We start from the raw sequence: 20585 nt of genomic DNA on the forward strand, positions 1-20585 counted from the left end.
GAAGATTCTGGGCGGCGCCAGTCGATCGGCTCATCGGGTTGAGTTGATCTCCAAAGAAGAGTCGGGCTATGCCGCTTGATGAGCGTCTCGTCGGGGTCAAAACAGCTCTATCGACGGCAGCTGGCGAGTACCGGGAAGGTCATTGTCAACAGATCTGGCTCGGCATTGCTCTATTTCCGAGTGACCCTAATGGCGAAGACGATCAGGACAACCAGCGCGACAATCATGGCAGCCCACCAGATCCACATCCAGCCTCCGGGCCATCCATGTGCGTGTTGCGCAAGGTCGTACATTTGGTTTGTGTCCATCAGAGTGGGGCTCCGCTTCCGCCTTTAGCCCGGATGTTTCGTGAAGGAGTCGTTGGTTCTTTAATTTTGGTTCCGGGTTTGATCCATTCGCTGTTCTTGGCCTGAGATCGGTGTTTTTGGCGAATAGTCGATTGATCAGGCGACACTCCCCCTTACCCCCCATTGGTCAAAAAGGGCGCCGGGGCAGCGCCAGGAGGCAGGCTACGGTGGCGAGAGGCTGGTAGCAGCTTGGGTGAAGAGATCTTTGAGCGGATGATGGGAAGAGATGGATTCGAGTCATCGATTTCTTGCGGATGATGACGGCGCCAATCTTGATAAGCTTCAGGCGGATAGATGCGACGGTGGCTCGGGCCAGGACGCTTCCTTTGAGGACAAGACGTCTGAGGGACTCCAACAGCGTATACGCCAAGCCCGACAAGAGGATTCGCCATTGATTGGCCCACCATCGGTGGGCACTGACACGATCGGCGAAGAGCATCATCTGCTCCTTGATCCGGTTTTCCATCTCGCCTCGGATACAGTAGCGCTGATCGTAGAGTCGCTTGGGCTCGCCAACGATGTTGGTCACGATGAATCGCGGATTGGCCCCCTTGCTGGTGTGCTCGGCCTTGACGATGATCGAGCGGATCCAGCGCCAGGAACCTGCGGCGTAATCAAAGCGATCGAAGAGCCGCTGCTTTTTGCCGGTTAACTCATGAAGAGTGCGGGCGCGCTGCATCAGGTCCTGGGCATGATCGAGCAGGCGGCTGTTTCGGGCGATACCCACGATGTATTTGACCTCGTTGCGATCACACCAGCTAAGCAGCAGGTCGCGGCAAAAGCCGCTGTCAGCGCGGAAAACAAACCGGGTGCGCGGCCAGACCTGCCGCAATCGAGTGACCAGAAGCTTCAGGATCGCAGCGGCATGTTTGGCACCATCGTTGTTGCTTGGACGAAGATAGGCCACAAGCAGCTGGTCACCGCAAAACACATACAGCGGAAGAAAACAATGGCAGTCATAGTATCCATGGAAGTATCGACCCTCCTGGCTTCCATGAACCGGGGCGTCGGTCGCATCAAAATCCAGGATGACAACCGGCGGAGGGCTCTTGTGCGAAGCGATGAACTGCTCGATCAACACCTCGTTGATCGTCCGGGCGCTCTGACGTGTCTGGGCGTTTTCAAAGCGTGACAGGGTAGGCGCACTCGCCAGCTCGCAATCTTTGCCCACGGCGATCTGGTGGATGCTGTCGTGACGCAACTGGGCCGAATCGTTCAGATCCTCCCATCCGGCGCACAGCCCATAGACTCTCTGACGCAGCATTGATTCTGACTCGTGGCGCACCTTGCCCACCTGTCGTTCGTCATCGAGGCGTTCGGCTACCTGTTCGATCAATCCCAGCTTCCGGTCGACCTGCTTAACCAGCAAAAGCCCTCCATCTGAGCTGATCTCGCCACCGGCAAAATCCACTTCGATCTTGCGGCCATTTACTCTTGAAAACCCGATGCCCTTGAGGCACATTTTCTTCATCGCGTGTTTGGTTGATTATTTTGCTACCCACTGATTATCAGTGGGTAATCAGACACGCGATACTTTTTTACGAAATATCCAGGTTAGCAAGTTGGGCAATTGGCCCGATCCAAAGTCAGATCGATATCGTTGACTGCTTCGTCAAGCGAAGCGGGGTTAAGGTTTGGACCGGCGTCGGCCGCCACGGTACCATAGGACCGGTGGCGGCGAGAAGTCGGTTAGCTTGGGGTGATCGGATAGCTAGTTATGGCTGTGGGCATTCTGGGCGCCACTACCATCCGGATCTCCCATCATCATTTCCATCATGGGACACGACATATCCATTCCCCCGTCGGCTCCTTGTCCCTTTCGTTTCTGCATCTTCTGCATGTGGGCCATCATCTGCGAGTGCATTTGCATCATGGAGGTGTTGTCGGACGGCAGCTCTGCCAGGTTCTTCTGCTGATCCTCGGTGAGAATGGCGCGGGCCTTCTTTCCCATGGATTTCTGAAGCTTCTTTAGGTCGTTTACCTGTTTATCGGTCAGCCCGAGTTCGTCTTTGCTACCCAGGAGCATGGATGGTTCATTTGTTGAGAGGTCGGCACGCATCATCATGCGGGCTTCCTTCATCATGGCAGGGGACATGCCCGTCATCTGCATCATGTTCTTCATCTTGTCGCTCTGTGCCATCGCGCTGGAACCGCCCATGCCGTCATTGGACTTCATCATGGATGACGAATCGGCGGAAGTTTTGGTCATCGAGTCACCCGATTCGTGGTCGTGCCCCGTGTTCGTTTGTGCCCATGCTGTCGTTCCTACCATCAGCGCCAGGACTGTTGTTGCCGAAAATTTGACTGCCTTCATTGTGATCATGGTGTGCCTATTCTTTTCTGTGGAGATATTTGCTTTGAACGGAAGTTGACCTTCGGGGATTACTGTAGGTGATTCCTCAAACAGATCTGCGGGTCTCCACCAGATTGCTGGAGATTGATTTCCGATACTTCAGGTCTGCCTCCACCTCTTTTAACGCAGGGAACTCGAATTTCCCTCGGAATTCTTTGAGAAAGGATCGGCGAACGAATTCTGTCTCTGTTTGGTCGACAGAGATTCTATCTTCCTTGCGGTTTCAGAACAGGACACTTACTCCTCCGCCCCACCCGAATTCGGAATGCCAGCGCAGTTCCAGGGCTGTGTTTTTGGTCAGCACATAGTCAAGGGCGACCATGCCTTCCCATTGAGTATCCAGATCGTATTTGACTTCCATTTCGAGGGCGATGCGCGGTGTCAGCATGACTTCACGTGCCAGCGCGAAGCGCGCGTCTCCGTCGGTGCCGATCCAGGAACGTGAATACAGATTGAGGGGCAGGGTATAGGCCAGTCCCACGATGCCGCGGGACCCTTCAAGGGAGGTTTCGGCACCGAGAAAGTCGCCTCCGACAAAGACGGTGGTAAAGCGATTGAGGTAGCGTTCATAGACGGGAATCACCTCCCATTCCGTCTCGGGGACATTTCCCCAGCCAACCTGCCATTCGACGCCGAAAATATTGCGGCTGTTGGAGTATTCGGCCCATCCTTCGGTCATGTTGGAGACGAACGCTGCACGGCCGAATAGGAAGTAGGGGTCTTCGTAGAGCTGCCAGCGTGTAGCGGCCGTGGCGGAATCCGGTTCAAAGCCCTCGTATTCCACGACGCGAGCCATGCCGGCGTGCATGTGATAGAGCAGGTGACAGTGAAAAAACCAGTCTCCCTTTTCATTGGCATCGAATTCAATGACCGTGGTGCTCATCGGTTCGACATCCACGGTGTGCTTGAGCGGGGCATGATCGCCCTGCCCGTTGATGACGCGGAAGAAATGTCCGTGCATGTGCATCGGATGATGCATCATGGTTTGGTTGATCATGATGAAGCGCACCACCTCCCCCTCCCTGATTCGAATCGAGTCGCTGGCGGACAGGGGGGTGTTGTTGATGAACCACACGTAGCGTTCCATGTCGCCGTCGAGGGTGAGGCGGATCTCGTGAACGGGTTTGGCAGGGTCCAGGGTCGTGGGCTGCGTGGCACGGAGCCTGGCATAGGGCGGCCAGGGGCGCTCGGCTGACGCGTCTTCGGCGAGCAGGGGCTGTGAGCTGATGTCGGCCACCATCCAGGCGAATGTCGGTGGAGCCACCATCGGCGGCATGGGCTGTCCCGTCTCGATGGGTTTGGAAGGATGCATCGCTACGGAGGGTGCAGACATTGATTGATGTCCAGCATCATGGGACATGGCGTTCATCGGATCCGCCTTCTGGGATTTCGCGGTTGGGTCATGGTCACCATGGGCCATGTCGGTCATGACCATGTCCCCCATATTCATGCCGGGGCGATCGAAGTCGCCGGCCTTTACGTGGTCGTCCGGCATGCCGATGACCCCGGCCGGGGTGAGCGCAAAAGCCTTTTTCCAGGTGAAGTTCCCCATCGCCTTATAGAGATTGGGCGCGGGGACCAACGGGGCGTAGTGTTTTTCGCCCTCTCCGATCCAGAGCGAAGCGCGCCCAGATCGGTCGTGAGAAGTCGCGCGAAATTCGAATTGGCCGTCTGCGGGCACCGTCACCAGGACATCGTAGGTCTCTGCCACTCCAATGAGCAGGCGTTCGATCTGAATCGGTTCGACGTCCTGGCCGTCGGCGGCAATGATGGTCATCGGGCTACCTGCAAATTGGAGGTGGAAAAAGGTGCTGGCGGAGCCGTCGATGATACGTAAACGCACCTGCTCACCGACCTGGGCCGGGAGGTGATCGTCGACCTCGCCGTTGAGGAGGAAACGGTCGTAGGCGACGTCCGAGATATCCATGGCGGGCATGCGTTGCAGTTCCCGTGTGAGGTAATCCTTCAGGAGTCCGATTCTGATCGCACCAAGGACACTTTGGCTGCTGCGTTTGCGAATGCTGTAGTATTCATTTCCCGCGCGCAAGGTGTGCATGACTTCGTGCGGACCTTCATTGGTCCAATCCGATAGCAGGACAACCTGCTCCTTGAGTTCTGGGAATCGTGGATCGCCGTTCCGTGGCAGGATGACGATTGATCCATAGACGCCACTCTGTTCCTGCAGGTCGGAATGTGAATGGTACCAATAGGTGCCACTTTGCCGGATCGGGAATTCGTAGGTGAACGTCTTCCCGGGGTGGATTGGTGGAAAACTGATGAAGGGCACTCCGTCCATGCCGGGTGGCACGAGCAAACCATGCCAGTGGATCGACGTAGGAACGCCCATTGCGTTCGTAACTTGAATGCGTGCGGTATCGCCTTCGACGAATCGAAGGGTCGGACCGGGAATGCTTCCGTTGATCGTCATGCCCTCGACCGTACGCTGTGCCTTGTCAACCGTCTGCTCCGCGATGGTGAGGTGATACTCTGTCACGGCCGGTCGGGCATTTGGCAGGAGGGTCAGCGGGAGTGCGAAACTCAACAGTGCCCTGTAGATTCGATCCGTATTCTTGATCATCTTCATGTTTGCGTTCGTTGGGCCGCAGTCTGCCCACTGGCTCAGACTCCGGTATTCTCGGAGACTCTTGCTTGTGCGGGGGATGCCTTTGCTTTGACGCGAAAACGTTATGCCAGCGCATCACCGGGACGGCCAATCTGATGCTCACGTCCTTGGGTCGAGCAAACCAGAGTCAACCGCTGACGAACAGAATATTTGATTTGGGCGTGACGCAACCCTGACTCTGTCTGAACTGTGCAGAATAAGCTACCAGATGTCGGCTTCGAGTGAGTCCTTTTTGGGCCACCCGGTTCGATTCTCCATGATTTGGGGACTCCCTCAAAGGCTACCGATCATAGAGAAGATGTCGCCGGTTGGACACGAAAGGTTCCACCATCAGTTTTTCGGGTGGTCGATGGATATTTTTGAGTTTCTGTGGAAAAAGTGAGGGAGAGTATGTTTGGAAGCGTTTACATTCACGTAACCGAAGAGATAGAATCAAAGCTGATTATGGAGCATGAAATCCTTGACGGAGAAGAATCTTTGGACCCGACTTCGACTCGACGAACTGGGACTGGGATGCATTGCCCGATGCCTGCCAGCCCTTGGGGCATCGCGCTATCGATGAAGCTCCCGCCGTCTGGCGGCCGATGAATTCGAAGTACTTGGACTGGATGATCTTGGTATTGTCCTCATACGGAATCACCAGGGACGTTTTCGTCCGAGTGATGCCGGTGGTCTGTATTGGTCTATTTGCGACCGCCGACTTGGCCTTCAGCGAAGGTACTGACGCGTTTTCGAGCGTCCGGCTTGAGGACTATCTGCAGCAGGCGAACGACTCGAATCCAGGCTTACGCGCCTTTGAGGATCACTATGAGGCCTCGATGCAGCGAATTCCGCGGGCCGGCGCATTGCCCGATCCGAAACTTCAGATCACGAATTTCGTCGAGTCGGTCCAGACCCGGACAGGTACTCAGCAGAATGTGGTCATGCTCAGTCAGGGCATCCCCTGGTTTGGCAAACTTAACCGGGCGAAAGCGGTGGCATCCGCTGAAGCCGAAGCGCTCTGGTTTTCTTTTCAGGCGCGGCAACTTGCCCTGGCTCGCACGGTCGCGAACGGCTACTTCGAATACGGTTTTCTGGGTAAATCACTTGAATTGACACGCCAGAATCTCTCTCTTTTGCGCCGGCTGGAGCCTATCGTGGAAGAACGGGTTCGAGGCGGGGGGGACGCCAATCCTCTGCTTCGGCTGCAGGTTGAGATCGGGATGATGGACGATCGGGAGAAGTCGATCCACAGGAAGCGTGAAGCCCAGAGCGCCCGCCTGAATGGCTTGCTTGCACAGTCGGGTAACAGCGTTCTGCCCTGGCCGGTCTTGACGGCCCCCGAAACCGATTCTCTGGACCTCTCAGGTCTGGTCTCGGCGCTGGAGTCGGGCAACCCGGAACTGGCCATGCTGGACCGCAAGATCTCCAGCGCGGAGGCGCGTCGTGAGCTGGCCCGCCTGGAGAACCGCCCCGACCTGACCTTCGGTGTGAACTACATCCAGACCGACGCCTATGCGGGTTCGATTGATCCCGACGCCGGGAACGACCCATGGGGCGTAACCCTGGGCATCAGTATCCCAATCTGGGGCGCCAAGAATGAAGCAATCCGAGGGGAGGCCTTGGCGGCCCGATCCGCAGCCGGCAATGAACGGCTGGACCGGGAGAACAGCCTGAAGGCGGATTTGACGATCCAGTATACAAATCTTGAGGACGCCAATCGACGACTGGAACTCTATGGCGATCGGTTGCTCAACCTGGCGCGTCAGGCACTTGAGATCACCCGGACAAGCTATGAAGGCGGCCGGGCTACCATTCTTGACGTGATTGACAGCGAACGTTCGCTTCTCGAACTCGAACTGAGCTACTGGCGCGCCGCGGCGGATGCCTGGCAGAGCCGTATCGCTATCCAGACGCTGGTCAACCAACCCATTGCCGAGGCTTTCTTGCCCACTTCCATCGATGAATAAGAAACTATGGATCCTGCTGATCGCGACCGGCGCCGTGGCGCTGGTTGCAGGAATGCTGCTCGAGCGTATGTGGTCGAGTGGACCGGCGCCCGAGCACGGGCACGATCATGCCACTACCTCAGCTGCCCAGGAGGCTTCCGTCATCTGGACCTGTTCGATGCATCCCCAGATCCAGCGGTCCGAACCCGGTGCCTGTCCCATCTGCGGGATGGATCTGATTCCCCTGATTGAAGATGACTCGGCCGACGAGGGTCCGCGGGTGCTCACGATGTCCGCCAGTGCCATGGCATTGGCCGATATAGCCACGACAACGGTCATCCGCGCGGTGCCGGAAGTGGAGGTTCGATTGGTGGGCAAGCTCGATTACGACGAGACACGTTTGAAGTCGCTCACCGCCCGGTTTCCGGCTCGGATCGAGCGGCTGTTCGTCAACTACACCGGGATCGAAGTCCGGAAAGGTGATCATCTGGCCGAGATCTACAGTCCGGAACTGTTGATGGCCCAGCGGGAGTTGCTGGCCGCGGTCCAGTTCGATCCCGGTGGTGTGACTGCGGAGATTGCCCGGGAGAAATTGCGGCTCTGGGATCTGCTTCCGGAGCAGATTGAAGGAATCGTGAAATCGGGTGAAGCCCGTGATCATTTTGAACTGCGCGCTCCCATCGGTGGGGTGGTCGTCCAGAAGAATGTGAAAGAGGGCGACTACGTGAAAACGGGGGATACGCTTTTTCGGATTGCGGATCTCTCGACACTCTGGCTTCCGCTGGAGGCCTTTGAGACGGATCTCCAATGGCTGCGCTACGGCCAGACGGTCACTTTCGAAGTGGAGGCCTTTCCCGGGGAGGCCTTCGAAGGTCGCATCGTCTTCATCGACCCGGTGTTGAATGAGCGCACCCGGACGGTCGGGGTCAGGGTAGAAGTGGCCAATCCCTCCGGTCTCCTCAAGCCGGGGATGTTTGCCGAAGCCACAGTTTTTTCGCAGATCGCCTCGGGTGGCCGGGTCATTTCGCCCGAGTTGGCGGGGAAATGGATGAGCCCGATGCACCCGGAAATCGTCAAGGACGGGCCGGGCCAATGCGATGTCTGCGGGATGGACCTAGTCCCGGTGGAGTCACTCGGGTATGAAGCGATGGAAGAGGGTATCCTGCCGCTGCTCGTTCCCACCTCGGCTGTCCTGAGAACCGGCCGGAGGGCGGTGGTCTATGTGGCGATGCCGGACCGAGAAAGGCCGACCTTTGAAGGTCGTGAGATCACGCTCGGCCCCCGGGCCGGAGATGTTTTCCTTGTCCTCGACGGCCTGGAAGAAGGTGACGAGGTGGTGACGAACGGTGCCTTCAAGATCGACAGCGCATTGCAAATCCTGGCCCGTCCCAGCATGATGAACCCCACCGGCGGCGGTCCGGTGCCCGGTCACGACCACGGAGCGGCCACGGCGGCGCAACCCGAAGACGTCCAGATGGGTAACGCGATGGAGGCCGCCCTTTCCTCCGAGGAAACCCTCGGGCTGCTGGAGCACTACTTCGACCTGCAGGCCGCCCTGGCCGCGGATGAGCCGGACGCAGCGAAGGCCGCCCTGGTCGCGATGCTTGAGACGGTGGGTCATCGGTCCTCCGTGGCCGACCTGCTTCACCAGATGCTGGAGGCGGACGATCTTGCCGGGATGCGCCGTCCCTATTTCGACCGGCTCTCGTCGATGCTCATCGTCGGTGTGCGCGAACACCCAAAGTTGATCGACCAAACCCTTTTCCTCAAGCATTGTCCCATGGTGTATCCGGATCATGGAGCCGATTGGCTCCAGACGGACGAGGCCACGCAGAATCCCTATTTCGGCGGGGCCATGCTCTATTGCGGGGAGACGGTGGAAACGCTGACCGTCCCCTGATCCGCTCCAGACGCAATCTCCATGCCTCCCAGCCAAAAACCGTCCCTCATTGACCGACTGATCCGGTTTTGTCTCGAAAACCGGTTGGTCGTCGTTCTCTCGACCTTCGTCCTCATCGTCTGGGGTCTGATGGTGGCACCCTTCGACTGGGAGTCTGAACACCTACCGAGAGACCCGGTCCCGGTCGATGCCATCCCCGATATCGGGGAGAATCAGCAGATTGTCTTCACGGAATGGATGGGGCGTTCACCACAGGATATCGAGGACCAGGTCACCTATCCGCTGACCACGGCACTGCTCGGGCTTCCCTCGGTCAAGACGATCCGCAGCTATTCGATGTTCGGCTTCTCGTCGATCTACATCATCTTCAAGGAGGACGTGGAGTTCTATTGGGCACGCAGCCGTATCCTGGAGAAACTCAACAGTCTGCCGTCCGGAACGCTTCCTGGCGGGGTGCAGCCGCAACTCGGGCCGGATGCGACCGCTCTGGGGCAGGTCTTCTGGTACACCCTCGAAGGGATGGATGCAGAAGGGAGTCCCACGGGTGGCTGGGGTCTGGATGAACTACGAAGCGCCCAGGACTGGTATGTGCGCTATGCTCTCCAAGGAGTGGACGGAGTGGCGGAGGTCGCGTCGATCGGCGGCTTCGTTAAGGAGTACCAGGTCGACGTCGATCCGGACGCCCTGCGAACCTACGGGATCGCCCTCCACGAAGTGTTCAACGCGGTCCGTGGAAGCAACCTGGATGTCGGTGCCCGTACGATTGAGATCAACAGTGTGGAGTATGTCATCCGTGGGCTGGGTTTCATTGAGGACCTCGATGATCTAGGGCAGACCGTCATCACCCAGCGCGATAACGTCCCGATCACCCTGGATCGGGTGGCCCAGATTGAGTATGGTCCGGCCCTGCGGCGCGGGGCGCTCGACAAGGCGGGGGCCGAGGCCGTCGGCGGCGTCGTGGTCACCCGCTACGGAGAAAATCCTCTGGCGGTGATCAAGCGGGTCAAGGCGAAGATCGCCGAGATTTCGCCGGGACTGCCCCGCAAGACGCTGGCGGACGGGACGGTCAGTCAGGTGCAGATCGTTCCCTTTTACGACCGGACCGCGCTGATTTACGAGACGCTGGGTACTCTTGAAGACGCGGTGCGTCAGCAAATTCTGGTGACCATTATTGTCGTGATCGTGATGGTCATGCACCTGCGCAGTGCGGCCCTTATATCCGGAGTCCTGCCCTTGGCCGTTCTGTTTTCCTTCATCGGGATGAAGGCCTTCGGGGTGGACGCCAATGTGGTGGCCCTTTCCGGAATCGCCATAGCCATTGGGACGATTGTGGACATGGGTGTCGTTCTGATTGAGAACATTCTCAAGCACCTCGACGAGGCGCCTCCCGACGAAAACCGGCTCGAGGTGGTTTATCGGGCCTGTGCCGAGGTGGCCGGTGCGGTGGTGACGGCTGTGTTGACCACGGTGGTCAGTTTCCTGCCGGTCTTCACCATGGAGGCAGCGGAGGGCAAACTCTTCCGTCCGCTGGCCTACACCAAGACCTTTGCTTTGATCGGTTCGATCATTGTCGCGGTGACTATTATTCCGCCGCTGGCCTACTGGTTCATCGCGGGGAAACCCAAAACCGGTTGGGCCAAAATGGGCTTATGGGGCGGCCTGGCCGTCGCCGGAGTTCTGGGATCGCTTGTCGTCCCCTGGTTTCCGTGGTGGCTGGGGGTATTCCTGGTGGCGGTGGCCTGCTTTCATCTTTTCGGTCGACGCCTGCCGGAGACGGCCCGGCGCGGCACGCTTTTCGGGTTCAACTTCGTGGTGGCCATCTTGGTGGCCTTTATCCTGGCGGCGGACTGGAAACCCCTCGGCCCCGAGGCTCAGTTCCGCAATATTGTTTTTGTTTTTCTGGTCGTCGGGGGACTCCTGGCCTTCTTCACTCTGTTCATTCGCTTCTATGGCAGAATGCTGGCCGCGGTCCTGCGGATGAAGGCGGTCTTCCTCGCCGCCAGCACTCTGATCATCCTTTCGGGATTTGCGGTCTGGCTGGGGTGGGGGACTCTCTTTGGTTGGATGCCAGAATGGCTGCGGCAAACCCGGCCGTTCGTGGCGATGGCCCATCAGGTCCCGGGCATGGGCAAGGAGTTCATGCCCTCCCTTGACGAAGGGTCCTTCCTCTATATGCCGACCACCATGCCGCACGCCTCGATCGGCGAGGTGATGGATGTCATCCGCAAGCAGGACATGGCCATCAATGCTATTCCTGAGGTGGAACTGGCGGTGGGCAAACTGGGTCGGGTGGAGAGCCCGCTCGATCCGGCGCCCATCTCGATGATCGAGACGATCATCACCTACAAACCGGAATTCATCACCGACGAGGCCGGGCATCTGCGCACTTATGCCTTTGATTCCAAGACCGAGGCCTTTCGACGCGACGCCGAGGGTGAGCTTATCCCGGATGAAGAAGGTCGACCTTTTCGAAACTGGAGGCCGGAGATCCGCAGTCCCGATGATATCTGGGCGGAAATCGTCAAGGCGGGATCCATCCCGGGCACGACCTCGGCGCCGAAGTTGCAGCCCATCGCGGCACGAATCGTCATGCTCCAGAGCGGTATGCGGGCACCGATGGGTCTGAAGGTCTATGGCCCCGATCTCGAAACAATTGAGAAGGTGGCACTCGATATTGAAGGGACCCTCAAGCAGGTGCCCTCAATCAAGGCGGAAGCAGTCCTAGCCGATCGAATCGTGGGGAAGCCCTATCTGGAGATCGAGATCGATCGTGAGGCTATCGCCCGGTATGGAATTCGTATTCAGATGGTTCAGGATGTGATCGAGGTAGCCATAGGAGGCAAGCCGATCACACAGACCGTCGAAGGGCGGGAGCGCTATCCGGTTCGCGTCCGTTATCCGCGGGAGTTGCGCGATACAATCGAGGGCATCGAGATGATTCTGGTCAGCGCGCCAGACGGTACCCAAATCCCCTTGCGAGAGATCGCGCGGATCAATTACACTCGTGGTCCCCAGGTCATCAAGAGCGAGGACACCTTTCTTGTCGGCTACGTCATCTTTGACATGCAAGAGGGCTTCGCCGAGGTCGAGGTGGTTAACCAGGCGCAGGAGGTCCTTCAGCAGAGAATCCAATCTGGCGAACTCGTCATCCCCGAAGGTGTGAGTTATCGATTCACCGGCAGCTATGAGAACCAGGTCCGGGCGGAAAAGAAGCTGCGGGTTGTCCTGCCCATCGCTCTATTCGCGATCTGGCTGATCCTCTATTTCCAGTTCAAACGAATTTCGACCACCCTGTTGGTCTTTTCCGGGATCCTCTTCGCCTGGTCCGGTGGTTTCATTCTCATCTGGTTCTATGGCCAGTCTTGGTTTCTCAACTTCGAACTCTTCGGGCAGAACCTCCGATCACTCTTCCAGATGGGTACGATCAATCTGAGCGTGGCAGTTTGGGTTGGGTTTCTCGCCCTGTTTGGTATCGCCACTGACAACGGCGTCATTGTTTGCACCTACCTCCAACAGGTATTCAGAGAAAAGGTACCTCAGACGGTCGAAGCCATCCGAAAGGCGACGGTGGAGGCGGGGGTCAGGCGGGTGCGCCCGGCCATGATGACGAGTGGGACGACCATCCTGGCCTTGCTCCCGGTGCTGACGTCGACGGGTCGCGGTGCCGATATCATGGTGCCCATGGCTATTCCCACCTTTGGCGGTATGCTCCTGGCTATTTTGACCATCTTCATCGTCCCGGTACTCTATTGCGGCCTGGAGGAGTTGAAGCTTCGTTTCACCAAAAACAGATAACAGAAACAGATATGAACACCATACGACAAAAGGTCCGTCTTCTCTTGGTCGCTAGCATTCTTGCCACGGGAGCCATGGCTGCAGCTCAGCAGGAACCAAACAACCCATTGGTTGAGTCCTATATGAAAGTGGGGACAGCCTTGGCTGATGATGATTTGAGAACTGCCCAAGGTGCGGCTGCCGCGATGATCGAGGATTCCAAGGTAGGAGGAATCCCTGAACAGGTTTCGACTGCGGCCTCATCAGTGGCCGATGCCAAGGATCTCGCGAGTGCACGAGTCGGTTTTCAGGCACTATCAACCGCTGTTCAGAATATGATCGAGGAGTCTACATCGGACGGCGAAAGCGTCTATCTGATGCGCTGCCCTATGGCTTTCGGAGGAAAAGGAGGAACGTGGCTTCAACTGACGACGGCCGTTTCCAATCCCTACTTCGGCTCAAAGATGCTCCATTGTGGCGGAGTTGTTCGGGAGATTGAGGGCGGCCCGGCAACGGACTCAGATCACTCCCACTCAAATCATTGATCAGGATTACGGTAAGAGGCTCGCGATCTGCCAAAAGTTTCGGAATCACGGGTTTTGACGAGGGATAACGCCTCCCGCTGCGTTTAAGGAGGAAAGGCACAGATAACCGGCGTTCGTACCTATCGGGCGTTAGTGAATGGAATCTTTGGGGTCCCGCTCGAATCGGGATCTCCCGATCAATCGGGCCATAATGCAGTGAATGGTCAATTACCCCCATGCTAGAACTCGTTAGTCAGCCCGAATATGTCCACGTTCTCACGAATCCAGTGGTCACTCACCTACTGCCGGTTGCGGCCGTCCTTCTCGTAGCTTCGCTTTTCCTAAGGGGACGCATTCTTCTGGTGACGTCCCTGTTACTTGTCACGGTTGCTTCCTTGTCGGTCTGGCCGGTCGTCCGTTTCGGGCAGCAAGCCCATGAAGAGGTGGATGCGCTTGCCGATTCGACCGGAAGAGACTGGCTGGAGGTGCATATGCAACGGGCCGAGCTTTGGGCTCCGCTGTTTTATGCCACGGCCGGTATATCACTGCTGGCTCTGTCTGTTGGAGCGAAGTGGCCGAATCTGGCAAAACGAATTGCGTTCGCTCCGGCAGTCCTTGCCATTGTCGCCAGCGGCGTTGCTGGATACATTGCCTATCCGGCAGGCAAAATCAGGCATGAGGAATTTCGGACTACCGAGCCTCCGCGTGAGGAACTCCACGAGAACGAGCATACCCATTAGGGCCTGCCTCAACCTGGATTATTGATATGAACCGAATCATCGAGCAATTTCTGGAACGTGAATCAACAGAATTACTGGACTATATCTGCACAGGGATTCAAAAGGAGGAGTTGAATCTTCCGGGACCGGATTTCATCGACAGAGTGCTGATTGCGTCTGATCGATCGGTGCCCGTATTGAACAACTTGCAGCGGATCTTTTCGCACGGCCGTTTGGGAGGTTCGGGCTATCTTTCGATCCTGCCGGTGGATCAAGGGATTGAGCATTCGGCCGGCGCCAGTTTTGCTCCGAATCCCATCTACTTTGATCCGGGGAATATTGTGCGACTTGCGATTGAGGGCGGCTGCAACGCGGTCGCTTCCACCCTGGGAGTCTTGGGAATAGTCGCTCGGTCGCATGCCCACAAGATTCCGTTTATAGTGAAACTCAACCACAATGAGTTACTGACCTATCCGAATGAACACGATCAGATCTATTTCGCAGATGTGCGCCAAGCCGCCGCAATGGGAGCCGCCGCAGTAGGGGCAACTGTCTATTTCGGCTCCCCGGGGTCCCATCATCAGATTGTAGAGACGACTCGGGCCTTTGCTTTGGCTCATGAGTTGGGCCTGGTGACAATTCTGTGGTGCTATCTGAGGAATCCGGCCTTCAAGACGAAGGGTCTGGATCATCACACGGCGGCTGATTTGACCGGCCAGGCAAATCATCTTGGGGTGACCATCCAAGCTGATATTGTGAAGCAAAAACTGCCAACGCACAACGGAGGATTTCGTGCGTTCGAGAACTTCGGGAAGACCGACTCACGAGTCTATGACCAACTTGCGACTGATCATCCGGTCGAGTTAACTCGATATCAGGTGGCCAACGCTTACATGGGCCGGGCAGGACTGATCAACTCCGGAGGTGCATCGGGGGAAGATGACTTTGATGAGGCCATACGCACAGCGATCATTAACAAACGGGCAGGAGGCATGGGTCTGATTTCTGGAAGAAAAGCATTTCAGCGGCCGTTTGCTGAGGGTGTAAAGCTCCTTCAGGCGATCCAAGATGTGTACCTTGAACCGTTGGTTACCGTGGCGTGATCGGTGAGAAAACTCGTAGTTCTTCCAAAGATTTTATGAGGGTTAGGCTGTGTGCAAGCGTTCAAGTGAATGAAGTTTCGTGTGAGCCTGAAGGAAAGCTGGACGAGTCGAAAAATCACTTCATCCAGAAGCACGCGATCCCATCACTAACCAGGTAATACAGAGGAACTCAAAGGAAGCCACAATGAAGAAACGAGCAAGCAAGAAGGCAGTAAGGGTGATCTCATGTGAAGCACCTGAGGCGCAGGAGGTCTATGTCGCCGGAACGTTCAATAATTGGAATCCGAAAGCGACTCCTCTCAAGCGAGCATTAAGCGGGAGGTGGAGTGCCAGACTCAATTTGGAACCTGGTCGATATGAATACCGATTTATCGTGGATGGTGTCTGGTGTTGCGAGCCGGGGTGCGAAGAAGATCCGTCATGTCCCTTGTGTGTCCCCAACGGGTACGGGTCTATGAACAGAATCCTGAGTGTTTCTCCAAAAACAGCGACGGCCACTAAGGCGCCATTACGCAGTTCCTAGAGCCAATTGAAACCAGAATGACTGATTTCTTTAGCGCGGATCACCTTTGCGATTCAGATATCGCCGACGTATATCCCGGCAGCTATGACCGAAATCCGTTCGCTAGAACCCCGTCTTTGAGCATATGAAAGAGATAAAGGCCTATATCAGGCGAGAGTGCCTTGACCGTGTGGTTAATGCTCTGGCGCATGTCCCCAGTCTTTCAGGCGTCAGTCTATCCACCGTCAGTGGTTTTGGAAGGAGCCGCGGTCGCCTGAGGTTTGTCGACTTTGAGACGCACATCAAGATCGAGATTGTATGTCGGGATTCACTAGAGCCAGCCCTGGTCGAGGTGATCAGGAGGACTGGATGTACTCATCAGCGGGGTGATGGGAAGATCTTTGTATCCTCGATGGACAGGGTGGTGCGGATTGAGGATGGGAGTGAAGGCGAAACGTGTGTTTGAAGTAGGGAATTCGCTCTAATTTGGGACTGTTTCAAGGTGGGCTAGCATCTTTTGAAGCCGCTTCTTAGCGCGGTGGATTCGGAGTTCTACGGTCTTTGGGGTTGTCGAAAGAAGCTCGGCGGCCTCCTTCTGCGTTCGCTGTTCAAGTGTGCAAAGGATCAAGGGTAACTTCAGTTTGTCTGGAAGTAGGTTTATTGCCTCGTGAAGCTGACTCAGATCGTCGGAACTTGCGGCTTGCTCGTCTGCAACGGGTGTGTCGTCGGCGATGTCAAGGGAGGGCGTTGATGCAGGCGAAGTCTGGTCGAGAGAGACAAATTCCGGTGCCCTGGTCCGGCGGCGCCCCGCATCCCGACAGAGGTTCAGGGCAATCTTGAAAAGCCACGTCTTGACCGTGGATCGAGGACGAAACGGTCCTGCCCTGAAGTAGGCCCGGACAAAAGACTCTTGGACGATGTCTCGCGCCAGGTGTTCTTCGCCCGCGTATCGTAGTACGAAATAGTATAGCGGAACCTGGTGGCGCTCCATCAACGTCTCAAGTGCAGATCCGTCTCCGGCCCGAATCGCCTCAAGCAGCTCCAGGTCAGGGTCCTCTTTTCGCTCTTTCACGGGGCCGTGGTCAGCGCCATCTCTGCATACTGCATGAGTTGTTGGGTCTGATCGGGGTCCAAAACTGTAGTCATCTCATAGAGGTGGGCGATGGATAACTTCTGGAGTTCGCCCATGTTGAAGTGTAGAGCCTCGACTGCGGCGGCAACTCTTGGTGTGAAGGTTCCTTCCTCTCGAAGGGCAATTGCCAGCTCGGCCTTGGATTTGGCAAGTGCGTTTCGAAGCAGATCTCCTTCGGCGGCGAAATGCTCTTCGATTTCTTCAAGGGCGATCAGTTGCGCATCGGAAATATGGAGCTGGGCGTGCAGCCAGTTGTGCATGTCACGGGATGATACCGGCTTCTCCCTGACAAAATAAGACGTGGTCAACGACGAGATCGCGGCAACTGCGAACACTGAGACAAAGAAGATGATGACGGTACGCATAGGTCAATTGAGTCGCTCGCGTGTGGGCAATGGCTTTTCGGGAAGGATCTCCACGTTCTCAAAAACGTCCAGATGGAGCGATTGGCGGGCGTAGGCCGCTCTTTCCGAGACGGGAGCAGGAACTGGACTCCAGATCCGCGGAATGGCACCCACAGAAACGGCAAAAACCAAAGCCAATACTGCGATTCTTGGTTGAAGTAAGAGTTCGCTCCAATTGAGAACAGGAAGGACTCGCGTCCAGAAGGTTGGTCGTTCGAGACGACGGGAGATATCGGCCCTGACTTCGCGCCGCAGATCCGGCGGGTTGGGTCGTTCTTGTTGACTCAGTTTGGAGAGCAACTCGTTGATCTCGTCTTCTGTCATGGATTGTCTATGGTTTGCTCGACCTGCCTGAGCAGGATAGAGACTGGTTCAGACCCTACCCTGGTTTTCAGGATTGATTTTCCGGAGGCTTCCGCCGTCTGCCGCCTAGACATCAGACCAACCGATCGAGATCGGGGAATTGTCGTGTGTCGGTGACATGAAGGTCAATTAAAACTCCAGGAATTGAGGTCTGAAACGTTGATACTGTGAGATTCAAAATATCCGTTGTTTGTTGATAATGCGTTAGTTAGCGATTGATTGGTCAACCTGGTCCGACTGAGAAGTTGGAAAGTCCGGTAGTCCGTTCAATCTCCTTTAACGCCTAACGGCGGTCTCGCCCTCGCTTTTTCTTGGTCCTTGAAGGCGTTTGGGGTTGGCTGTGCGAAGCAGGCTCATAGCGGAACGTTGAGGCGGAAACGGAATGAATTGGCGATTGGGACAGCGACGGATGAACCGGTGGGCTCGATTGTACGGTGGGGGTAATGGTGAAAAGAATTCCCATTAGTTGTGAGGGATTCGCTAGGGCGACCCGTTTAAGGAGATGAGTGTCTGAAATATGAAGCACGACAATGAAGACACAACCAGGTCGCTTGGAGTGAGCCGCCGCAGGATTTCGGGGTCGATCAACATTCAGAATGTTGGCTCTGCCTTGCCTGCAATCATGAAGAACGAGCGGAGGATGATCTTTGCCTCCGTCGTCTCAGGTATCGTCTTGGCAGTTGTCGGGTTGCACCCTTTGATAGAGTTATTCCACTGGTGGCGGACAGGACCCGAAGGCGGCGCGCCAGTCTTGCGGGACCTTTTGGGCCCTTCAATCTCGGCATTCAGTTTGGAAATGGCCCCAATGACAGCGGTGATTGTCGTTGGTGGTGGCCTCGCCGGACTGCTCTTTGCCGTCCTACAGATACGTCTATTCAGATGGCGTTCGGTCAATCATGAAACCCGGACAATGGATAAGGAAGACTTGATGGAAATTATCCGGATTGGGGAGAGTGAGCGGATCGAATTTAAGTCGTCTCTTCGATGGGACGAAAGATTGGAACGGGTCAACAAGAAGCTCGAGCTTGCGATCGCAAAATCAGTCGCTGGATTCATGAACCGGGATGGTGGAGAACTTCTGATTGGAGTGGGCGATCATGGCGAAATCAAAGGGATAGAGCGAGACTGCCAAACTCTGAGTCGTTCCGACTGGGATGGGTTTGAGCGCTCTTTGATGAACATGGTGACCGATAGATTGGGAGCGGTAGCCTCTACGTTAATCAGGAATCGGAAATACGGATTAGATTCAAAGAGCGTTTGTCGCGTCTCCGTGCAACCGGCAACCGAGCCAGTCTTCTGCAAGGATGGCAACATCGAGCGCTATTATGTCCGGACGGGAAACACAACCCGTGAACTAGATGCGCATGAGGCTGTTGACTATATCACAAGGAGGCACGGGGCGGTTGCTCGATAGGATCTGAACCCGAAGTGAGGGATGGCTGGCCGATTGGCGTTTAACCTATTGAGAACAGCAAGACCTTGAGGTCCACGGTGACCTTCTCGGCGTGGGATCAGCTCAGATTTGTCTGAAGCGTTCGGCGAGGCGCCGTGGGGTCGGTCAAGAATTCCCGAAACAGTCAGTATAAAACAAAATGAAGACTAATTACCCGAAGCTGATGATTGCGATGCTCCTGAGTATTCCAAGCACTCTGATTGGTGAAAGCGGGGCGAATGAGGAGCTGATGCCCGTTCCTATCGGGCACTCAGATGGAGCTTCTGTCGCGGAGCCAAACACCGAAGGGTTGAGAGGGACTGGCAACAGCCAAGAGGTGACGCGGCAATCGGATCAGGCGCTTGAAGTCAACCGGCGCAGTACGATGATTGTAAATACTGGGATTTCCCGTAGTGACCCGTCGGTGGTCCTGGGGCTTGCCGAGGAGCTATCTCTTTCCGATGATCAGGTGCTGGTTCTCAAGGCACTCGCGGCCGTCGCGCGACAGAAAGCAAGATCAGTTCTCTCGGACGAACAGCGAACTCAGTTGGATGTCCTTCCATCCGCGCCGGAGTCGATGAGGGAGATGCACGAGAGGTTGATGGCTGAACTGCCAGAGATGGGTGTCGGTCAAGCAGGCCCCGGCGGGATGGATTCATGTCCCGTTTTCCAGATGATGATGGAGGAACTGGAGGCTGTTCTGGGCGAGATGGCAGAGCATCGACACTAGAGCGTCCACGAGCATTTTCCGCTAGAGGGCCCGAAAGGGAGAAGATTGGCGGTGATTATCTATCTGCGAGTTTCGCTAAAGAACCTACAATCTCGATGAGAAAGAGTAAGAGCGAGAAGCGTTGCGATGATTACGATCAGTTCTCTGAAGAGTATGATGCTTGGGATGCCGAACATCGTTCGGTGGAGCGGCAAAGGCGCTCACTCGTCCGTTCGTTGAAGGGCAAGATTCTGGAGGTAGGAGTCGGAACCGGAGCCAATCTCGAATATTATCCTGAGGGAGCTGACGTAACGGGCATTGATGTTAGCACTGGCATGCTGGAAAAGGCGGTCATGCGGGCACGGGCCCGTGACTGCTGCAACATTAAACTCCTCAACGCGGATGCTGAGAATATCCCGTTTCTTGACGACACCTTTGATGCGGTCGTCGGGACCTTTGTTTTCTGTTCATTTGAGGATCCTTTACGAGCGGCAAGGGAGGTGAAGCGGGTAGTCAAATCCGGTGGGGTGTTCGTGACACTTGGCTATCACACTAAAATGGTAGCCAAAATCCTGCAGGAATCGGGTTGGATCATCCGGTCGCAGCTGGAATGGGATTCCGTCGATCGACCGATCGGGAAGATCGTGGCACGCAAGACGGTCGATTCAATCTGGGGCGTCGGGAGCATCGGAGACCACTCCAAATGAATCCACACCAGCGGAATAGTGTCCGGAGTGGGCGCTCTGGCCACATCTTGACGATCCGATCGCGA

General features: G+C 56.3%; 14 protein-coding genes and 1 pseudogene. 9 read left to right on the forward strand and 6 right to left on the reverse strand.

Translation table 11 applies throughout. The features are described from left to right. Nucleotides 1-509: 509 nt before the first annotated feature. From R3F07_04090 to R3F07_04100, 3 genes and pseudogenes are all read right to left on the reverse strand, one after another. Nucleotides 510-1809: pseudogene (locus tag R3F07_04090) on the reverse strand (IS1380 family transposase). A 249-nt stretch (nucleotides 1810-2058) separates the two neighbouring features. After that, nucleotides 2059-2670: a hypothetical protein gene (locus R3F07_04095; GenBank protein ID MEZ5275545.1), complete on the reverse strand. Its 612-nt coding sequence runs from the start codon at nucleotides 2668-2670 to the stop codon at nucleotides 2059-2061. Between the two features lie 253 nt (nucleotides 2671-2923). Beyond that, nucleotides 2924-5284, reverse strand: coding sequence for a multicopper oxidase domain-containing protein (locus R3F07_04100; protein MEZ5275546.1), 2361 nt, complete (start codon nucleotides 5282-5284; stop codon nucleotides 2924-2926). Between the two features lie 653 nt (nucleotides 5285-5937). On the opposite strand from R3F07_04100, the gene R3F07_04105 reads away from it, so the two are divergent. The 6 genes from R3F07_04105 to R3F07_04130 all read left to right on the forward strand — a co-directional run bounded on the left by R3F07_04105 (nucleotide 5938) and on the right by R3F07_04130 (nucleotide 15271). Next, nucleotides 5938-7272: a TolC family protein gene (locus tag R3F07_04105; protein ID MEZ5275547.1), complete on the forward strand. Its 1335-nt coding sequence runs from the start codon at nucleotides 5938-5940 to the stop codon at nucleotides 7270-7272. Next, the gene (locus tag R3F07_04110; protein ID MEZ5275548.1) at nucleotides 7265-9151 is read left to right on the forward strand and encodes an efflux RND transporter periplasmic adaptor subunit; all 1887 of its coding nucleotides are present in this window, start codon (nucleotides 7265-7267) and stop codon (nucleotides 9149-9151) included. Before R3F07_04105 ends, R3F07_04110 begins: the two co-directional genes overlap by 8 nt. A gap of 21 nt (nucleotides 9152-9172) precedes the next feature. Continuing rightward, nucleotides 9173-12946, forward strand: coding sequence for an efflux RND transporter permease subunit (locus tag R3F07_04115; protein MEZ5275549.1), 3774 nt, complete (start codon nucleotides 9173-9175; stop codon nucleotides 12944-12946). A gap of 11 nt (nucleotides 12947-12957) precedes the next feature. After that, nucleotides 12958-13470 (forward strand): DUF3347 domain-containing protein, encoded by a 513-nt coding sequence (locus tag R3F07_04120; protein ID MEZ5275550.1) that lies wholly within the window; start codon nucleotides 12958-12960, stop codon nucleotides 13468-13470. Between the two features lie 215 nt (nucleotides 13471-13685). Beyond that, nucleotides 13686-14189, forward strand: a complete 504-nt coding sequence (locus R3F07_04125; protein ID MEZ5275551.1) for a hypothetical protein — start codon at nucleotides 13686-13688, stop codon at nucleotides 14187-14189. A 26-nt stretch (nucleotides 14190-14215) separates the two neighbouring features. After that, entirely contained in the window at nucleotides 14216-15271 is a 1056-nt protein-coding gene (locus tag R3F07_04130; GenBank protein MEZ5275552.1) for a class I fructose-bisphosphate aldolase, read from the forward strand. A gap of 983 nt (nucleotides 15272-16254) precedes the next feature. On the opposite strand, the gene R3F07_04135 is transcribed toward R3F07_04130, so the two are convergent. The 3 genes from R3F07_04135 to R3F07_04145 are packed head-to-tail and all read right to left on the reverse strand — an operon-like array spanning nucleotide 16255 to nucleotide 17633. Next, on the reverse strand, nucleotides 16255-16845 hold the full coding sequence (locus tag R3F07_04135; protein MEZ5275553.1) for an RNA polymerase sigma factor: 591 nt from the start codon (nucleotides 16843-16845) through the stop codon (nucleotides 16255-16257). After that, nucleotides 16842-17270, reverse strand: coding sequence for a periplasmic heavy metal sensor (locus R3F07_04140; GenBank protein MEZ5275554.1), 429 nt, complete (start codon nucleotides 17268-17270; stop codon nucleotides 16842-16844). Before R3F07_04140 ends, R3F07_04135 begins: the two co-directional genes overlap by 4 nt. Before the next feature lie 3 nt (nucleotides 17271-17273). Further along, entirely contained in the window at nucleotides 17274-17633 is a 360-nt protein-coding gene (locus R3F07_04145; GenBank protein MEZ5275555.1) for a hypothetical protein, read from the reverse strand. Between the two features lie 556 nt (nucleotides 17634-18189). Between R3F07_04145 and R3F07_04150 the strand changes: the two genes are divergently transcribed. The 3 genes from R3F07_04150 to R3F07_04160 all read left to right on the forward strand — a co-directional run bounded on the left by R3F07_04150 (nucleotide 18190) and on the right by R3F07_04160 (nucleotide 20520). Next, nucleotides 18190-19086, forward strand: a complete 897-nt coding sequence (locus tag R3F07_04150; protein MEZ5275556.1) for an ATP-binding protein — start codon at nucleotides 18190-18192, stop codon at nucleotides 19084-19086. A gap of 178 nt (nucleotides 19087-19264) precedes the next feature. Continuing rightward, nucleotides 19265-19834, forward strand: a complete 570-nt coding sequence (locus R3F07_04155; protein ID MEZ5275557.1) for a hypothetical protein — start codon at nucleotides 19265-19267, stop codon at nucleotides 19832-19834. A 95-nt stretch (nucleotides 19835-19929) separates the two neighbouring features. Continuing rightward, nucleotides 19930-20520: a class I SAM-dependent methyltransferase gene (locus R3F07_04160; GenBank protein ID MEZ5275558.1), complete on the forward strand. Its 591-nt coding sequence runs from the start codon at nucleotides 19930-19932 to the stop codon at nucleotides 20518-20520. Nucleotides 20521-20585 lie beyond the last annotated feature (65 nt).

The organism is Opitutaceae bacterium (assembly GCA_041395105.1).
Lineage (GTDB): Bacteria > Verrucomicrobiota > Verrucomicrobiia > Opitutales > Opitutaceae > B12-G4.